General features: G+C 62.5%; 15 protein-coding genes. 7 read left to right on the forward strand and 8 right to left on the reverse strand.

Annotation, left to right across the window (positions count from 1 at the left end):
* Positions 1–205: 205 nt before the first annotated feature.
* Positions 206–1300, forward strand: a complete 1095-nt coding sequence (locus tag ACODSP_RS05080) for an ABC transporter substrate-binding protein (protein WP_488964544.1) — start codon at positions 206–208, stop codon at positions 1298–1300.
* A gap of 190 nt (positions 1301–1490) precedes the next feature.
* Here ACODSP_RS05080 and ACODSP_RS05085 read toward each other — a convergent pair whose 3' ends face one another.
* Positions 1491–2081, reverse strand: coding sequence for a nitroreductase family protein (locus ACODSP_RS05085; protein ID WP_488964545.1), 591 nt, complete (start codon positions 2079–2081; stop codon positions 1491–1493).
* A 206-nt stretch (positions 2082–2287) separates the two neighbouring features.
* Here ACODSP_RS05085 and ACODSP_RS05090 point away from each other — a divergent pair, with 206 nt between their 5' ends.
* From ACODSP_RS05090 to ACODSP_RS05100, 3 genes are all read left to right on the forward strand, one after another.
* Entirely contained in the window at positions 2288–2911 is a 624-nt protein-coding gene (locus ACODSP_RS05090) for a helix-turn-helix domain-containing protein (RefSeq protein ID WP_488964546.1), read from the forward strand.
* A gap of 149 nt (positions 2912–3060) precedes the next feature.
* The gene (locus ACODSP_RS05095; protein ID WP_488964547.1) at positions 3061–4155 is read left to right on the forward strand and encodes an LLM class flavin-dependent oxidoreductase; all 1095 of its coding nucleotides are present in this window, start codon (positions 3061–3063) and stop codon (positions 4153–4155) included.
* A gap of 22 nt (positions 4156–4177) precedes the next feature.
* Positions 4178–4921, forward strand: coding sequence for a class II aldolase/adducin family protein (locus ACODSP_RS05100; RefSeq protein WP_488964548.1), 744 nt, complete (start codon positions 4178–4180; stop codon positions 4919–4921).
* Between the two features lie 17 nt (positions 4922–4938).
* On the opposite strand, the gene ACODSP_RS05105 is transcribed toward ACODSP_RS05100, so the two are convergent.
* The 7 genes from ACODSP_RS05105 to ACODSP_RS05135 form a co-directional block, all read right to left on the reverse strand.
* Positions 4939–6012 (reverse strand): sigma-54 interaction domain-containing protein, encoded by a 1074-nt coding sequence (locus tag ACODSP_RS05105; RefSeq protein ID WP_488964549.1) that lies wholly within the window; start codon positions 6010–6012, stop codon positions 4939–4941.
* 137 nt (positions 6013–6149) lie between these two features.
* Positions 6150–7220, reverse strand: a complete 1071-nt coding sequence (locus ACODSP_RS05110) for an ABC transporter substrate-binding protein (protein ID WP_488964550.1) — start codon at positions 7218–7220, stop codon at positions 6150–6152.
* A gap of 13 nt (positions 7221–7233) precedes the next feature.
* The gene (locus ACODSP_RS05115; protein WP_488964551.1) at positions 7234–8298 is read right to left on the reverse strand and encodes an ABC transporter substrate-binding protein; all 1065 of its coding nucleotides are present in this window, start codon (positions 8296–8298) and stop codon (positions 7234–7236) included.
* A gap of 29 nt (positions 8299–8327) precedes the next feature.
* On the reverse strand, positions 8328–9119 hold the full coding sequence (locus ACODSP_RS05120) for an ABC transporter ATP-binding protein (RefSeq protein ID WP_488964552.1): 792 nt from the start codon (positions 9117–9119) through the stop codon (positions 8328–8330).
* Between the two features lie 16 nt (positions 9120–9135).
* The gene (locus tag ACODSP_RS05125; RefSeq protein ID WP_488964553.1) at positions 9136–9978 is read right to left on the reverse strand and encodes an ABC transporter permease; all 843 of its coding nucleotides are present in this window, start codon (positions 9976–9978) and stop codon (positions 9136–9138) included.
* Positions 9979–9992: 14 nt separating this feature from the next.
* Entirely contained in the window at positions 9993–10754 is a 762-nt protein-coding gene (locus tag ACODSP_RS05130; protein ID WP_488964554.1) for an ABC transporter permease, read from the reverse strand.
* Positions 10755–10766: 12 nt separating this feature from the next.
* Positions 10767–11336: an NAD(P)H-dependent oxidoreductase gene (locus tag ACODSP_RS05135; RefSeq protein ID WP_488964555.1), complete on the reverse strand. Its 570-nt coding sequence runs from the start codon at positions 11334–11336 to the stop codon at positions 10767–10769.
* 632 nt (positions 11337–11968) lie between these two features.
* On the opposite strand from ACODSP_RS05135, the gene ACODSP_RS05140 reads away from it, so the two are divergent.
* The 3 genes from ACODSP_RS05140 to ACODSP_RS05150 all read left to right on the forward strand — a co-directional run bounded on the left by ACODSP_RS05140 (position 11969) and on the right by ACODSP_RS05150 (position 16654).
* Complete coding sequence (locus ACODSP_RS05140) at positions 11969–12943, forward strand: helix-turn-helix transcriptional regulator (RefSeq protein WP_488964556.1); 975 nt, start codon at positions 11969–11971, stop codon at positions 12941–12943.
* A gap of 253 nt (positions 12944–13196) precedes the next feature.
* Positions 13197–14369 (forward strand): serine hydrolase domain-containing protein, encoded by a 1173-nt coding sequence (locus ACODSP_RS05145; protein WP_488964557.1) that lies wholly within the window; start codon positions 13197–13199, stop codon positions 14367–14369.
* Between the two features lie 71 nt (positions 14370–14440).
* Positions 14441–16654, forward strand: coding sequence for a TonB-dependent receptor (locus ACODSP_RS05150; RefSeq protein WP_488964558.1), 2214 nt, complete (start codon positions 14441–14443; stop codon positions 16652–16654).
* Positions 16655–16943 lie beyond the last annotated feature (289 nt).

Genomic DNA, 16943 nt, shown 5'->3' on the forward strand with positions numbered 1-16943 from the left:
CCTTGCCTGTCAGGGCTCAGGCTCTCGCCCTCGACCTGACCTACGATTTCCCACTTTCCCCCCTTGTGCCCAGCTGTCCAATATATTAGAAATTCATTCGTTAAGTTGCCATCTCGCATACTCCCGCGCCCGCCCTTCGTCCGCACCCATGCCGACGTCGCCGGCACGCTTGCGCCCGCCTCCCCCCCCAAAAAAGGAAACACCCATGCCCGACATCCACACCCCGGCCACCGCAGCCGCCAGCACCCTGGACAAGATCTGGTTCACCCGCTGCCCCGTGCCCACCGCCACCGGCCTGGCCTACAAGCTGGGATGGCTGGGCGAGGAGTTCACAGGCGACAGCATCGACCTGGAAACATTGCAGGAAACCGGGCAGCAGCAGCTTCGCCGCCATCATTACGACCATGCCCTGACCTCCCTGATCCGGGAGGGTGGCAATATGTTGGCGCTGGGTGCCCGTGCCCAAGGCGCGCCGACCCGGCTGATCGGCCTCACCTGGATCGACGAATGGCAATCCATTCTGGTGCGTCCCGACAGCGGGATTACCGAGGCCAAGCACCTGAAGGGCAAGCGTCTGGCCCTGCCTTCCTACAATGACAACCCCATCCCCGACCATGTGCGTGGCACCTCCATCGCGCGCGGCATGTCCCTGCATGGCTACAAGGGGGCCTTGTCGTTCGCGGGCCTGACCTTTGACGATGTGGAATTCGTTGAGGTGGCGTCGGGCCGTGCCAATGGCCGTGGGACTGATCTTGCCGGCGGCAATGATCCCCGTGGCGAGAGTGTCCGCGTACTCTGGGCGCTGGATGCGCTGGCCGCCGGTAAGGTGGACGCCGTTTATGTGAAGGGTGCAGCCGCTGTCGACGCCGCCCGTCAATATGGTGTCGTGGTCGGCATCGATCTGGACCGGCTGCCCGAACGCCGTTTCCGGGTGAATAATGGCACCCCGCGGCCCATCACCGTGAACAACCACCTGCTGGAAAACCATTTCGATCTGGTGGTGCGCTTCCTGGCACAGACCCTGCGCGCCGCTGACTGGGCCGCCGGCAATCTGGACGGGGTGAAGGACATCCTGCAGGCCGAAACGCGCGGCAGCCGCGATGCCGTGACCGAAGCCTATGGCCCGGACTTCCATAAAAGCCTGCATCCCGACCTGTCAGAGGAACGTCTGACCCTGTTCGAACAGCAGAAGAAGTTCCTGTGGGTCCATGGTTTCCTGGACCATGATTTCGACCTGCGCGCCTGGGCCGACCCGCGCCCCCTGGAAGCGGCCCGCAAGCTGCTGGACAGACGGGCGTGAACGAAAAGGGGCCATCCACCGGATGGCCCCTAACTGTTTCGGGCGATGGACGCCGCTGTTATACTGACCCTGTCAACGCCCCCATTGTGTCCTGCACCTGTCATGGCCTGTGCAACACGCACCATTTCGATGTTTCACAGCGTTGCGCGGAACCGACCGGTCGTCGGCGGACGGCCCCGCGCATCCGATGTCACGCGGGCACGAACCGCCCCTCCGCCACGATCCGTTCCAACGGAAGGCGGTCGGTCAGCACTTCGCGTGCCCGGTACTTCTCCGGCAATTCATCGGCGGCCCCGCGCCGCCCGATGATGATGGCGACATTGATGCTGTAATCATCGGGAACGCCCAGCGCCACCTTGGCATCGGCCCGGTTGATGCCGCCCACGGTGCGGGTGTTCCAGCCCAGGATGCTGGCTTGCAGCGACAGGCTGAAGGCGGCGGCACCGGTATCAAAAGCGTGCGAGGTGCTGTCATGCCATTCGCCGTTCCGCTCGAACCGCTTTTCCGACAGGACAAAGACAATGGCCGCCGCCTTCTCCGCCCATGGGCGGTTGGTCTCCGCCAGCAGGTTGAGGAACAGCGGAAAATGGTCGCCCTCACGCCGTGCATAGACAAAGCGCCATGGCTGCTGGTTAAACCCCGACGGCGCCCACCGCGCCGCCTCGAACAGGGTCAGCAGTTCCGCCTCGCTGATCGTCTCCCCTGTCAGCGACCGGGCCGACCAGCGTTCCAGGAAAAGCGGGGAGACGGGATGCGCAGATGTACGAACGGTGTTCGACATGAAATGGCTCCAAGGATGGGGAATGCGGCGGTGGGCGGCTTGAAAAACCGTGGCCGGCTGGGTAAACCGCAAGGCGGATCAAAGGTCGGGATCATGTCGCTCTATTGAATGGACGTTATAACATACGTCCGTAAAATATAGTGGACGTTTTTGCATCCTGTGCCATGCTGCCAATACAACCCTTACTGCGTGGAAGGCTGCGCACCATGGCCAAGGACGAGATGCTGGACGACGCGTTGGAAGCCGTGAAGCCCGACACCAGTGCGGATGAGCTGGGGGAGCTGATCGGTGCCAACCTGAAGCGCATCCGCACTAAGCGCGGCTTGTCGCTGGAGGCGCTGGCCAAGGCCGCCGGCGTCAGCCGCGCCATGATCGGGCAGATTGAGACGGGCCGATCCATGCCGACCATCGGGCTGTTGTGGAAGATCACCTCGGCGCTGGACATCCCCTTCTCCACCCTGATGGGTGGGGGCGAACGCGCCAACCTGCGCGTGATGCGGGCGGGCGATGCCAAGCTGCTGACCTCCAAGGATGGCAGCTTCACCTCACGCGCCCTGTTCCCGTTCGAGGGCGAGCGCAAGACGGAATTCTACGAACTGATCGTGAAGCCGCGCAGCCTGGAAAAGGCCAGCGCCCATGCGCCCGGTACGGTGGAAAATATCGTGGTCACCAAGGGCCGCATCGAAATCAGCGTCGGGACGGAGCATGTCACCCTGGATGCCGGCGACGCCACCTGGTTCAACGCCGACCTACCCCATTCCTACGCCAATCCCGGCGATGAGGAAGCGGTGATGTACATGGTCATCACCTATGCCCAGTCGGTCGGGTGAAATCTCGAACATCCATCATAACATCGATATGTAAAATATATTGACACACCATCCGCGATGGTGTGAATTTAGCGGACAGTTTCTCCAATATAACGGAAGCCACGCCGGAGGTCCAGGGGACCGGGGGCGGGCCGCATGGAGTGTCCGCGATGAGCATTGAGTTCTATTGGCGCCTTCCGCCCCAGGGTGATGGCCGCGCCGCCGACCGCCGGGACTGGAACCGGGGCGACTATGCCCACCCCGCCGGTCACCAGCGGGACTTTGCCCGCACCGGCACGGGCCGCGACGGCTTCACCTATTACGACCTGCTGGTACAGGTGGCGCGCGCGGCGGAGCTGGCGGGGTTTGACGGCCTGTCCATCCCGCAGACATCGGGCGGCGAAGAGCCGCTGATCGTGGCCGGATCGCTGGCCAATGAGGTGCGGCGGCTGAAGCTGCTGCCCTCTTTCCCGGCCCAGTTCATCGCGCCTGTCTATGCCGCCAAGATCGCCACCAGCTTTCAGCGCCTGACCACGGGCCGGCTGGCCTGGCATCTGCATATCGATGATGGCGAAGACGGCGCCTGGCATGGCCGCAGCCGGTCGCGCGAAGAACAGGTGGCCCGCACGGGTGAGTTCCTGGACATCGTCAAGGGCTTCTGGAATGAGGCGCCCTTCGATTACAAGGGTACCTATTACGAGGTGGAAAAGGGCGGCTTTGCCGGTCCGCTGGCCGGACAGAAGCTGCCGGAAATCCATCTGTCCGGGGATACGGAGGGTGAGTTGGCCCTGGCCGGACGCCATGCCGATGTCTATCTGCTGACCCCGGCCCCGCTGGATGAACTGAAGGCCCGCATCGCTGATGTACGTGCCCGCGCCGATGGCCGGGATGTACGGTTTGCCCTGGCCGCCGACATCATCACCCGCCATTCGGACGAGGCGGCATGGGATCATCTGCGCCGGCAGTGGGAAGCCGCAGGCCGGCGGGTGCAGCGCCTGTCGGGCGAACCCGCCGACCGTCCCGGCTTTGACAGTTTCCGGCGCAGCGATGATCAGTGGGCCGGCTTCGCCGCCCTGCGCGGCGAAGAAGGTGTGGGTCTGGTCGGGTCCTACGACACCGTGGCCGCCACCATCGCCGATTACGCGCGGGCCGGGATCGACCGCGTCATCCTGGGCGCCAACCCGCATCTGGAAGAGGCGTACCGCGTGGGTGAGCATGTGATCCCCCGCATCCGCGCCCTGCTTGACACCGCCAAGGCCGCCTGACCTTCGTTTTCTGGAGAGAATAATGACCGACACCGTCGCCACCGGCCTGACGGCCGAACAGCTCGCCTTTGTCACCCAGGCGCAGAAGGATGCGCGCAAGGCTTTCCGCGTCCTGCGGGAAACCCGCACCATCTCCCCGTCCGGCACCGTCGGCTTCATCATCCGCATCCCCGACAGCCAGATCCTGGTCAATCTCAACTATGCCGGCCCCTGGGGCGACGACCTGGACGAGGTGAAGACCAGCGTCGTCGGCTTCGACGGCACCGTCTATCTGGGCAAGAGTGCGAGTCCCGGCGGCGGGCGCTATACCAAGCTGTTCCGCACCCATGATGATGTCGTGGCCATCAGCCATGTCCACACGCCGAGCCTGGGGGCCTATTCACAGGCCCATGCCGAACTGCCGCTGCTCTATGTGCCCAACCGGCGCTTCCGCAAGACGGCAAGCCTTCCCGTCTATATCAACCGCCGGCAGCCGGAGGTGGATTTTATCCTGGACAGCATCGCCAAGGATACGGAAGTCCCCGGCATTATCGAGGCCAATGGCGGCGCCACGGTGTGGAGCCGGAAGGGCATTATCGATCTGGCCAATACCATCCTGCTGCTGGAGGAAGGGGCGAATTTCCAGATCCTGGCCGCCGCTGCCCTGGGCGGGTCAAAGCCCTTCGGGCCCGGCGTGTTGCAGCAGCAATGGCGCATGGGCGGCCTGATCCCGTCCACTGCCACCGTGGATGATGATGGCACCATCCACCAGGCCGCAGCGGAGTAACGCTTCGCTCATCCGCGCTACAGCATTCCATACTGCTTCAACCGGTGCCGTAGAATGTTGCGGGTGATCCCCAGCAGCTTGGCGGTCTGCAGCTGATTGCGGTGGCAATATTCATACGCCGCCTGAAACAGCTTGGCCTCGACCAGCTCATACAGGTTCTCCGCCCCGCTTTCGAACAAGGGCAAAAGGGCGGCATCAAAACCAGGGGGGGCTGCTTCCTGGGTCAGGGGCGTATGCGATGCCTCCATCAGCATACGCTGTCCGGGCAAATTAAGATCGGTCGGCCCGATCGCCTCCCCATTCATCACCAGCAAAGCGTGGTGGATGACATTCTCAAGCTCCCGGATATTGCCGGGCCAGGCATAGGCGGTCATCAGCCGTTCGGCGGCAGGTGACAGCCCGACGCTGCGCATGCGCAGACGGTCGCCGTAAAGCTTCAGGAAATGCCCAGCCAGCGGTAGGATATCAGCAGGACGTTCACGCAGCGCCGGCACCCGGATCTGGGCCACATTCAGGCGGAAATACAGATCCTCCCGAAACCGCCCGGCCCGCACCGCACCTTCCAGATTGACATGGCTGGCAGCGATGATGCGGACATCGATGGGAATGGCGGTGCGGCCCCCGACGCGCGAAATCTCCCGCTCCTGCAGGACCCGCAGCAGCTTTACCTGCATCGACAAGGGCAGGTCGCCAATCTCATCCAGGAACAGGGTGCCATGCTGCGCCGCCTCGAACCAGCCACGCTTGGCGCTGACGGCCCCCGTAAAGGCTCCGCGCTCATGGCCGAACAGCTCACTCTCCACCAGATTTTCCGGCAGGGCGGCGCAGTTGATGGCGATGAAGGGCCGGGCGGCGCGCGGGCTCAACCGGTGCAGAAGACGGGCGACCAGCTCCTTGCCGGTCCCCGTCTCGCCCGCCACCAGCACCGTCGCCTCCGACGGGCCGATCCGGCCAATACGTTCATAGAGCTGACGCGACGCCGGGTCTTCGAACACGACGGCGCTGGCCCGGATGCTTTGCGAGTGAAAGCCCGGACTGTCGAAGGTCATTAAACCGGGCGGTCCTTCCCGCCCGCCAGGTTGCAGCGCCATTGCGTTCCCTTTCCCGTACCGGACAGCAGGGGAAATTCCCTACTCTTATACTTCGGATTTTAAGGGGCGCAATGAGCCATGTCAAATAGGGAATTATGTAAATATACAATGTATGAATGTATATTTACATAACCCTATCATGCCTCTCCCCGCCAATAGCCTTCAAGGCCAAGACTTTTCAATGCTTTGCCGGCGAAGGACGGCGCAAAAAGGGTGGCGGCATCAATCCGCTGGCGGATCAGCTTGTTATCCAGGGCGTATTGCACCGTGTCCTGATAGCGTTCGGCAATATCGGGGGCAAACAGAGGCGCCCAACGCTGCCGCCATGCGTCACCCTGCTCATCATAGGTGCGGTTCAGCACGCTGCGCGGCGTCCCGGTCCGGCCCTGGAATTCCAGGTACTTTTCCTTGTTGGCGGGGTCGGAGGCCCAGTGCGCGGCCTTGATATAGGCGGTGGTGACAAGCTGGGTCAGTTCCGGCTGGCTTTCGATGAAGTCCTTCCGCCCGAACATTTCCGTCCGCATCTTCCATTCCGGCCCCTGCCCCTTGCTGGACCAGAGGATGCGGGCCACGCCCTTTTCTTCCAGCAGATAGGCGTCGGTCATGGTGAACAGCCCGTCGATCTTGCCCGCCGATACGGCAGCAGCCCCCGTCATCGGGTCGATGTTCAGGATGGTGAGATCGGATGGTGACAGGCCGCGTGCCGCCAGCAGCCGGAAAAAGGGAATTTCCCAGGGCCGCCCACGATGCACCGCGATGCGCTTGCCCTTTAGGTCGGCCACATCCTTGGCCGTGGACCCTGCCGGCACCACCAGGAACGTATCGCCGCTGCCGCCCATGCCGTTGGGCACCAGCAGCCGTGTCTGCACGCCATTGGCATTGCAGATGATGGTGGGCAGATCGCCATAGGAGGCAAATTCCAGGGAACGGTTGGCAAACCCCTCATTGATCTGCGGGCCCGTCGCCTTGTGCGACACGGCAAACGGCTCCAGCGCTACGCCGCGTCTGTCCAGCTCCGCCGCCAACCAGCCCTGATGCGCGATGACGGCGGCATAGCCGGTCAGTTGCAACTGGCCCTGGGCGAAATTCACGCCGCCGGCGATGCGGATGGATTTGGGCAAGGCCTGCGCGCGGGTGACGATGGCAGGTGCGGTAACGGCAGCCAATCCGGCGACACCGGCCTTCAGCAGGAAACGGCGGTTGATCATTTGTCCGGCCTCCTTACGCCGCAGTTCGGATGCGGGCTTGGACCTCGGCCAGCGGGCGCGGGTCGATCCAGTCATGGATGTTGAAGTCCTGATCCAGCGCCCCGATGGAGGCGATGTAATCCTTGAACACACCCAGGCCCTTGATGCTGTCCTCCGACAGTTCCACCGACAGCGACCGGTGCAGCTGTTCGCCATAGGCGCGGCGCAGCCAGCGTTCCGACCACCCCGTCTCCCGCGCCACCAGCGCCGTGGCATCGTCGGGATGCAGCGCCGCCCATTCGCCGGCCTTCACCACCTGACGCAGAAACCGGGTGACGATCTCGGGATGGTTCTCAATTGTCTCCTCGTTCACGGTCAGCGGACGCGGGGTGCAATTGGACACGCGGATAAAGGGGTCAGGATGGAAACCCAGATCAAAAATGATCCCGGCGCCCAGCAATTGCGTCACCTCCGCCCCGCGCACATCCTTGACGTAAACGGCGTCCACCTCGCCCCTAACCAGGGCATAGACCTCGTTAGTGTAGGAATGGCGACGGCGGCGACCGGCGAAGGTCACCGTGGCGTCCGGTGCGCGCGGATCATTGGCCAGCGGCACCGCCGCATCGGCCAAGTCCTGCAACTCGACATCCCGGAGGCTCAAGCCTTCCGTATCCAGCGCCACGGTAAAGGCCCGCAGGGCGGAGATACGGTTATGATCAACCAGACTGCCATGATGGGGGATGCCCACCCGGCGGCCACGCAGATCACGCACCGAACGGATGCCCGATTGCGGCAGAGCAATGATGGCTTGATATTCATCGGTCCAGGTGATGCCGATCACCTTGGTCCGCACCCCCTGCCCCCGCGCCCAGATGGGCGGAACCGATCCGCCCTGGCGGAAGGAATGGCGCAGGGAGTGGGTGAAATGGGATGCCTGCTCCGTCGGGTCGGCAGATTCCCGCAACGCCTTGACGATGATGCCATCGGGGGCGAATTCCTGCTCGAACCAGGCGAACTGTGCCGCCAGCCCGAACGGTGTGGGCACGGAGCAGCGGGTGTACCAGAGCGTATCAATATTGGCCGGGGCGGCAATGGTCATGATCGGTTTCCTGAGGAGGGCGTGCGGCGTTAGCCGGCATGCAGCAGGGAAAGGATTTCGGCCTTCAGCGGCGTCAGGGCCGGATCGGCGCGATCACGCGGATGGGCGCTGGGCACATGCAGGATGCGGGCGATACGACCGGGCTGCATGACCACAATGACGTCGCCCAGGAACAGCGCCTCATCGACATCATGGGTCACCATGATCATGGTGCTGCGCTGGGCCAGCCAGATGCGTTGCAATTCCGATTGCAGACGCAGCCGGGTCAGGGCGTCCAGCGCCCCCAGCGGTTCATCCAGCAGCAGCACCTGTGGCTGCGGGGCCAGGGCGCGGGCAATGGCGGCCCGTTGCGCCATGCCGCCGGAAAGCTGATGTGGAAAGGCCTGGGCAAACCCGTCCAGCCCCACCAGGGTCAACAGACTGGCCACGCGCGCCCGTTTGTCCGCCGCTGCCTCGTCACTGTTGGACAGGGCCAGCAGCACATTCTGTTCAACGGTGAGCCAGGGAAACAGCCGGTGATCCTGAAAAATCAGGCCCCGATCCAGCCCCGGCCCGGCCACCGGCACCCCGTCCAGTAGGATATCGCCGCTATCCTGCTGCTCCAGCCCGGCGATCAGGCGCAGCAAGGTGGACTTGCCGCAACCGCTGGCCCCGACGATGGAGACGAACTGTCCGGGCGCGATGGTCAGGCTGACATCCTCCAGCACCGACAGTTTGCGGCCGTCGATATCGAAGCCTTTATGCACGTGCCGGATGGCAAGACCACCCGTGGCGGGCGCGCTGTCCGCCTGGATATGGCGCGGATCAATGATGGCATTCATGATGATCTTCCAAGGTTCAGCCGGTGACGCGCCAGCGCAGCAGGCGCGCGCGGACCAACGACAGGATCAGGTTCAGGCCATAGCCCATCAGGCCGATGGCGATGACGCACAGCAGAACGACACCCATATCGCCCGCCATCTGTGCGGTGTGCATCAGGGACCCCAGTCCAGCCCCCGTGCCAAACAGCAGTTCGACGCCGATGGTGGAAATCCAGGCAAAGGCCAGCGCCTGGCCCACACCGGTCAGGATCGACGGCAAAGCCGTGGGCAGCAGGATGAAGCGGAAGGTCCGCCAGCGAGACAGCATCAGTACCCGCCCCACCTCCAGATGTTTCTTCTCCGCCTGTGCAAAACCCTCGTAGGAATTGAGCAGCAGCGGGTGAAAGGCGGCAACGGCGACCAGCAATTGCTTGGCCTCCTCCCCGCTGCCCAGCCACAGGCCGACCAGCGGCAGCCAGCCCAGCAGCGGCACCTGCCGGAAGGCCTGCAACAGCGGCCCGAACAGCCGCTCTACCACCGGGAAACCAGCCATCAGACTGCCCATCAGGACGCCCGACAGACCGCCCAATGCCAGCCCGGTCAGGGCGCGGCCCAGGCTGGACCCGGCATTGATGGCCAACTCGCCGGTCGATAGCAATTGCAACAGCCGCTCCCACACCTGATCCAGCGGCACAAAGGCATAGGCGGTGCTGGCATCAAGGCTGGACGCCCAATGCCAGGCGGCGGCCAGCAGCAGCGGCAGCACCAGACCGCGTGCCCGCTTGACCAGGGCGACCAGCCAGGCCGGCGGCGGATCATGATCCTCGATGCGGTCGGCATAAACGAAGGAAGTGGGCGGAAATTCAGCGATCAGTGACATGGGGCCAACCCTCCTCAAACCGATTTCCAGCGGACCAGCCGACGCTCGGCCACGCGCACGCCCTGATCCAGGGCAAACCCGATCAGGCCGGTCAGGGCCACCCCCACCATCACCGTGTCGATGCGGAACATCTGGCGACCCATCTCCATCATCTGGCCGATACCATTCTCCGCCGCCATCAGCTCTGCCGCGACCAGCACGATCCAGGCCCGGGTCAGGCCGAGACGTAGCCCCGTCAGGACCGGCGGCACCGTGGCGGGCAGGATCAGGCGGAACAGCACGCGGAGTGGTGATAGGCGATAGATAGCGGCCACTTCCAGCCAGCCCTTCGAAATGCCCCTGACCGCATCATGGGTGGCCAGCGCCACGGGGAAGAAAGCAGCCTTGGCGACAATGGCCAGCTTGAACCCCTCATCCACGCCCAGCAGCAGGATCAGCATGGGCAGAAAGGCGATGGACGGCACCTGCCGCACCGCGTGAAAGAACGGGCCGGCAAAGGCCGTGACCAGGGCAGAGCGGGCCAGCAGGATGCCAAAGCCCAATCCCAAACCCGAACCGATGCCAAACCCCAGCAGCAGCCGCGACAGGCTGGCGCGCAAATGGTCCGCCAACTCGCCGCTGGCCAGTAACTCGTTGAAACTGTCCAGCACGACGACCGGCGGCACCAGAACCTGGGCCGTGAAACCCTCCCCGCTGGTGCCGGCGAACCAGGCGGCCAGGATCAGGCCGGGAACCAGCAATGGCAGAAGCCGTTGTTGAAGGGTCGATCGCATCATCCAACCTCCCCCTCAAGCCACGACCGGAACGCCAGCCAGCGTTCCCCGCGTCAGCCGCGCCACCTCATCGGCGATGCGATCTGCCTGGGCCAGCAATGCTGCCGAGGACAAGCCATAGCTGCCACCGACATCGACCTGAAAGTCCCCATCCCGGGCGAACAGGCCCGTCGGCACCGTATGCGTGCCGAAATAGGCGAAAAGCGGCCGCAGCTGATGATCAATGATCGATAGCGGGTCCCCTGCCGCCCCCGTGGCGGCCAGCACCACGGTCTTTCCGGCCAGATCATCCGGGTCTAGCAGGTCCAGGAAATGCTTCAGCAGCCCCGTATAGGACCCTTTCTGAACCGGCGTGCCAACGACCAGGATATCGGCGGTGCGCAGTGCCGCAAAAGCATTGTATAGAGCGGGCAGCGCATCGCGCGGGTGCAAGGTCCCGGCCAGGGCCGGAGCCAGGGCTGCCACCTCGACCAGCCTCGTTTGGGCAGGCCCCAGCTGTACGGCCAGACGACAAACCATATCCTCCACCAGCGTGGTGATACGCGACTGGCGGGATAAGCTGCCGGATAGGCCGACGATACGCATGGGAACCTCCATGGTGGGCGGTATTGCCATGGAGGTTATTGGCAAATATCATGCCATATCAGCCAATATAGCGGCGAAGCCTTGAGTTTTCAGGGCCGTCATGTGTGAAATTGCAAATTTCACATAATTATTTTGCTTATTTGTTGTTTGAGCAACAGCTGAGCACCAGTAATTAATATGTTAGGTGTTCGGGGAGACTCAATCCATCTCCCCCTGCCCGTCAACGGTATCCTGAGTTGCTGGTATGGATGCCCCTCTAGCTCACACACATGCTGCTGCGCACCCGTCCGGCATTCGCCGGTTTCCGGTGATCAGAACACACAGATGAGTTTTTCAGAATAAACTGATATGAATCGCTGGTGCGCAGCCTGTGACGGGGTGGTCATGCGTGTGAACAGGCTTTCGCATCTGATGGACTGCGATTGAAATACCTGATGCCGGGGCAGAATATAGAATAATAACAATGCGTTGAGGGGGCCATGCAGGAGTTGCTTCTGGATTTATATGCCTGCACATCTGCGCCTGACCGGTGGCCGCTTGCGCTCGACCACCTTTGCAAATACATGTCCATCCGCAGCGCGGTCGTCCAGGTTTTGGACTATAGGGCGGGGGTTACCCGTCCGATCTGGAACATGCGGGATACCTATTCGCTTTCCCATCAGCAGAACCATGACCGTATCCTTAATAACGACAGTAATCCCCGGCTTCGCATTCCCCCCACACAACATATGGTCGGACAGGTGGCCATTGAGCGGGATGAGGAGATATTTCCGGCAGGTTCCGTGGAGTTGAAGGAAATACAGCGTCGCCGGCAGATGCTGGAATTTGGCCCCAATCTCAGCGGCATCATCGAATTGTCTCCGGGGCGTTTCCTGGCCCTGATCCTTCATCAGCCGGCAACAACCGATCAGCAGATGGGCCAGGAGGAGGAAAGGCTGACACAGCAGCTTCTCCTGCATCTACGCCAGGCGGTCCAAATCAGCGGGCAGTTGCAGGCGGCGGTGTCGCGTGCCGATCTCCTGATGGAGGCAGGTAACGCCCTGGGGGCTGGCCTTGTCCTGTGCAACGATACCGGCTTCATCATATGGGCAAACAACGAGGCTTTGTCCATTCTGGTTCGTTCCCCGGTCCTGCGGGAAGTTGCCGGACATATCCGCGCCATTCACCCGGGTGACAGCGGGGCCCTGCGATCCATGCTGGCGCAGGTGGCGGCTGATGACGGGGAGCGATCACCCCAACTGACGCTGGGCCGGGCGGATGTGGAAACGTCGGTTCAGGTTATGGCGCTGGGGCTCCGTTCACAGTCGGCACAGGGTGCACGGGATATGTCCGGGACCGTGGCCCTGCTGCTGCGGGAACCAGGACGCCCCCTGAACATCTCTCCGGCGGCGGTCGCGTCGCTGTTCGGCATGTCCAATGCGGAAGCGCGGTTGACGGCGGGCCTCTGCGATGGCCTGTCGCTGCGCGACTATGCCCAGCAGCGCGGGATTTCGGAGGGAACGGCCCGCATCCAGCTGAAAAACGCCTTGGCCAAGGCCGGATGCCCGCGGCAGGCCGAACTGGTCCGACGGGTCTGTACCTCGCTCGCCATGCGGCTCAGCCAGTAACGTTGCGAGCGTGGACGTCGCCCCTGCGAGCTATAGCATGACGTGGATAAATCCGCGCTGATCGTTGCTGCGATATCCCATATGGGAGTCGCCGGTCATCCGTCACTTCCCCAACAATGCAGGCACGAAAGCGAACGGAGACGCCATCCAGTCTCCGGCTTCGCAATGGTGCGGCCAAAAGCCGTCTGTCAGGGGGGAAGCTATGAAAACTGGTCGAATTCTACGTAACGGTGCATTGGCGCTAATGGTTGCGATGGCGCCCGGCTTGGTGTTGGGATACCCGGCCCCCGCACCGGACCCGACGCTGCCGGCATCGACCGTCCCGCCGATGATCCAGGATCTGCGCCGCAAGATGAATGACGCGGACGTCAATGCCCTGACGTTCCACGAGATGGATTATCTGTTCACCACGCGCACCGTGGCCCGGTCCGGCAGCATCTGGGACTTGCCCCGCGCCGACCATGCGCTGGATTTCACCTATACCTACAAGGGACAGCAATATACGCCCGAACAGTTCCTGGAGCGGAATTACACCAACGCCTTGCTGGTCATGAAGGATGGTCGGATCGTTTCGGAGATTTACCGGAACAATACCAATGCCCAGACGCGGTTCATGGCCTGGTCCGTTACCAAGTCCATCACCTCGATCCTGATCGGCGTGGCCGTGCAGGAGGGGCGGATCAAGTCCTTGGATGACAAGATCACCGTCTATCTGCCGGAACTGAAGGGCAGCGGCTATGATGGCGCAACCGTCCGTCAGGTGCTGCAGATGCGGTCGGGTGTCGATTACGAGGAACGGTACGATTTCGCCAATCCCGGCATCGCGGCTCGCAATCACGAACAAGCGCTAGTCTCCAACGTCATCCGCTTTGTCGATGCCGCCAAGACCATCAAGCGGCAGCACAAGCCGGGCGAGGTCTTTCAGTACAAGACCCTGGACACCGCCGTTCTGGGCCTGCTGCTGGAACGGGTCAGCGGCGGTAGCACCATTGCCGCCTATGCCGCCCAGCGTCTGTGGGAACCCCTGGGGATGGAACGCGACGGCTTCTTCATCATGGATGGCCAGCCGGGTGTGGGGCGGGAATTCAATGGTGCGGGCTTTAACGCCACTGCGCGCGATTTCGCCCGCATCGGCCAGATGATGCTGCAGGACGGCAAGGCGAACGGACGTCAAATCGTGTCGCCGGAATGGGTGCGGGAATCCACCAAGGCCACGGGCGGGCCGGGGCCCGGCTATGGCTATCAATGGTGGATCCCCAACGACCATTCGTTCCAGGCGATCGGGCTTCAGGGCCAGTACATCTTCGTCGACCGGGCGACCCGCACTGTTGTGGTCAAGCTCAGCTATTTCCCGCCCGGTAATGATGAGCCCCATGAGGAAGCCGATGCGTTCCTGGCCGCCGCGTCGGCATGGACGCCCCGGTAAGGGCCAAAGCCCACAATCAGCCGAAAACAAAAATACCAACAAATCCAAATAAGACAGGGAGGGAATGAACGATGACGAAGGTCCATCGGAAAGTGGCGGGTTTGACCCTGGCCACCGCCACCGCGATCAGCACCGCCGCATTTGCACAGACAACGCCCCCGGAAGCCGACGAAAAAGCCGGCTTCGTGCTTGAAGAGATTGTCGTCACGGCCCAGCGGCGTTCGGAAAACCTGCAGAAGGTTGCCATCGCCATCACGGCACTGGACGCCAGCCAACTGGAAGCCAAGGCGGTGGTGCAGTTGGCCGATCTGCAGAGCGCCACACCGTCGCTGTCGATCACCAATGCCGGCCAGACCCAGTCCGTGAACATTCGCGGCATAGGTCTGGCCAGCAATTCCCCCAATGCCACGGCAGGTGTCGCCACCTATGTGGATGGCCTGTTCCAGCCGCCGATCGTGCAGTTCAACAGTTTCTATGATCTGGCCGGTGTGGAGGTGCTGCGCGGGCCGCAGGGCACGCTGGTTGGCTCCAACTCCACCGGCGGGGCTATTTTTCTGACGTCACGTAGCCCCAAGATTGACGACCAGAGCGGGTACGTCACCGCCGGCTATGGCACCGACAACACCTATTCGCTGGAGGTCGCGAAGGGTGTGCCGGTCAGCGATACGCTGGCCCTGCGCGTGGCCGGCTTTGTGCGGGGTCACGACAGCTATTACAAGGATGACGGGCCGTTCAATAACAAGGCGGGCAAGCTTGAGGAAAAGGGCGCGCGCATCGGCCTTCTGTTCGAGAATGAAAGCTTCGAGGCTCTGGCCAAGGTTCAGTATAACGACATGCGTACCGGTGGGTATGCGTACCAGCCCATTCCCGGCACCTATTTCGCGCCATACACCCCCCGCGACTATTTCGGGCTCAGCTACGACACCCCGACCATGCACCGGGAAGAGGCGCTGATCACCAGCCTGGAACTGCGCAAGACCTTCGCCAACGATGTCGTTCTGCGTTCTGTGTCCGGATATCAGGACAAGACCATCAACAGCCTGGATGATCTCGATGGTACGCGGGCGCCGGCCTCTCTCGGCGGGGATGTCGCATGGGACTATTATGCCAATGAAAAGCAATATAGCGAGGAATTGAACCTGATCTCCCCGGAGGAGGAACGGTTCAACTGGATCCTGGGCGGCTATTTCCAGCGCAACGTCATTGATGTCCGTATCTTGGAAAACAGCGGTGGTTTCCCAACCGACATCCTGCCCCAGAACAAGCGGACCACGACCGGCCTGTTCATGCAGGGCAATTACGACCTGAACGATCAGTTCGAGCTGCAGCTGGGCGGACGGTATTCACATTACAAGGCCACCGGGACCGGTGCTGTCATGATCGGGCGCGGCATCCCGGGATTTCCCCCGACAGGGCTGGAGGTCAGCGACCTGTCCGGTGCGCACAAGGAGTCTGTCTACACCGGCAAGGCCAACCTGAATTTCAACATGGACGAGGATAACCTTTTCTATGTGTTCGCCGCCCGTGGTTACAAACCCGGTGGTTTCAATTCCATGGAGTCCCGGTTCCGGGCAGAGACGGTCTGGGATTACGAAATGGGCTGGAAATCCACCCTGTTCAACGGGCATGTCCGCACCCAGGTGGCCGCTTTCTATAATGATTATTCGAACTTCCAGTTCGATATCCTCGACACCGCGTCCGGGCAGGCCGGCATCCGGAACATCACCAACGCCACCATCAAGGGGCTGGAGGCGCAGGTAGAGGGACAGTATGGCGGCTTCCGTTTCGATGGTGGTGTGTCTTATGTGGATTCCCGCCTGAATGGCGGCGTCCCCTATGTCAATACCCGCCCGTTGCCGCCAGGCACCCTGGGCCCGCAATGCCCCGCCGGCACGCCGTCGGCACCGCCGCTGTGCTTCAACTATATGCCGTTCATGGCGGTGACCAAGGCGGGTCCCAGCCTGTATTCCCCGACCTGGAGCGGTAATATCGGCGCCCAGTACACGTTCAACATCGACGACCAGACCACGCTGGTGCCGCGTCTGAACTATTCCTATGTCGGTAAACGCTACAGCTATATCGGCTACTCGCCGGTATCGGACCGGCTTGCCGCCTATGATCTTATCTCGGCCCGCCTGACCTTGAACCTGGATAATTGGCGGGCGGAACTGTACGCCACCAACCTGACCAATGAACGCTATGTCGCGGGCATGGCATCGGCGTCCACCAACCAGTTCTTGGGCGCGCCGCGTGAAATCGGCGTGCGTTTCGGGGTGGATTTCTGATCGGGTGGGGGGCGTCAGCCCCCCCACCTCAGCAGAATAGACGCCACCCGCCGATCCATGAACCGCACCGGATTTGCCGCCGGCTCTACCTTTTGAATAGGATGGAGCATCATGACCAAGGCGGTGGGCCGGCGCTTGAGGAAACGAAAAGCTAGAGCTGTTTTCGGTTGACCGGAAACAGCTCCGGCGGCGACCGCCGCCGCGCAGCACGTGCCGCGTAAGCCATGCTGCGGATGCAGCGCGGGCGATTGAGGAAACGAAAAGCTAGAGCGTGTTTCCGGTCAACGGA

The sequence above is a fragment of the Niveispirillum sp. FG156 genome (assembly GCF_057809555.1).

Excerpts from the sequence above, each read along its gene's own strand:
- ACODSP_RS05105 (WP_488964549.1), bottom strand. The coding sequence starts at position 6,012 with ATGGCGCTGCAACCTGGCGGGCGGGAAGGACCGCCCGGTTTAATGACC.
- ACODSP_RS05120 (WP_488964552.1), bottom strand. The coding sequence starts at position 9,119 with ATGAATGCCATCATTGATCCGCGCCATATCCAGGCGGACAGCGCGCCC.
- ACODSP_RS05110 (WP_488964550.1), bottom strand. The coding sequence starts at position 7,220 with ATGATCAACCGCCGTTTCCTGCTGAAGGCCGGTGTCGCCGGATTGGCT.
- ACODSP_RS05125 (WP_488964553.1), bottom strand. The coding sequence starts at position 9,978 with ATGTCACTGATCGCTGAATTTCCGCCCACTTCCTTCGTTTATGCCGAC.
- ACODSP_RS05085 (WP_488964545.1), bottom strand. The coding sequence starts at position 2,081 with ATGTCGAACACCGTTCGTACATCTGCGCATCCCGTCTCCCCGCTTTTC.
- ACODSP_RS05115 (WP_488964551.1), bottom strand. The coding sequence starts at position 8,298 with ATGACCATTGCCGCCCCGGCCAATATTGATACGCTCTGGTACACCCGC.
- ACODSP_RS05100 (WP_488964548.1), top strand. The coding sequence starts at position 4,178 with ATGACCGACACCGTCGCCACCGGCCTGACGGCCGAACAGCTCGCCTTT.
- ACODSP_RS05145 (WP_488964557.1), top strand. The coding sequence starts at position 13,197 with ATGGCGCCCGGCTTGGTGTTGGGATACCCGGCCCCCGCACCGGACCCG.
- ACODSP_RS05090 (WP_488964546.1), top strand. The coding sequence starts at position 2,288 with ATGGCCAAGGACGAGATGCTGGACGACGCGTTGGAAGCCGTGAAGCCC.
- ACODSP_RS05135 (WP_488964555.1), bottom strand. The coding sequence starts at position 11,336 with ATGCGTATCGTCGGCCTATCCGGCAGCTTATCCCGCCAGTCGCGTATC.
- ACODSP_RS05080 (WP_488964544.1), top strand. The coding sequence starts at position 206 with ATGCCCGACATCCACACCCCGGCCACCGCAGCCGCCAGCACCCTGGAC.
- ACODSP_RS05095 (WP_488964547.1), top strand. The coding sequence starts at position 3,061 with ATGAGCATTGAGTTCTATTGGCGCCTTCCGCCCCAGGGTGATGGCCGC.
- ACODSP_RS05150 (WP_488964558.1), top strand. The coding sequence starts at position 14,441 with ATGACGAAGGTCCATCGGAAAGTGGCGGGTTTGACCCTGGCCACCGCC.
- ACODSP_RS05130 (WP_488964554.1), bottom strand. The coding sequence starts at position 10,754 with ATGATGCGATCGACCCTTCAACAACGGCTTCTGCCATTGCTGGTTCCC.
- ACODSP_RS05140 (WP_488964556.1), top strand. The coding sequence starts at position 11,969 with ATGCGGGATACCTATTCGCTTTCCCATCAGCAGAACCATGACCGTATC.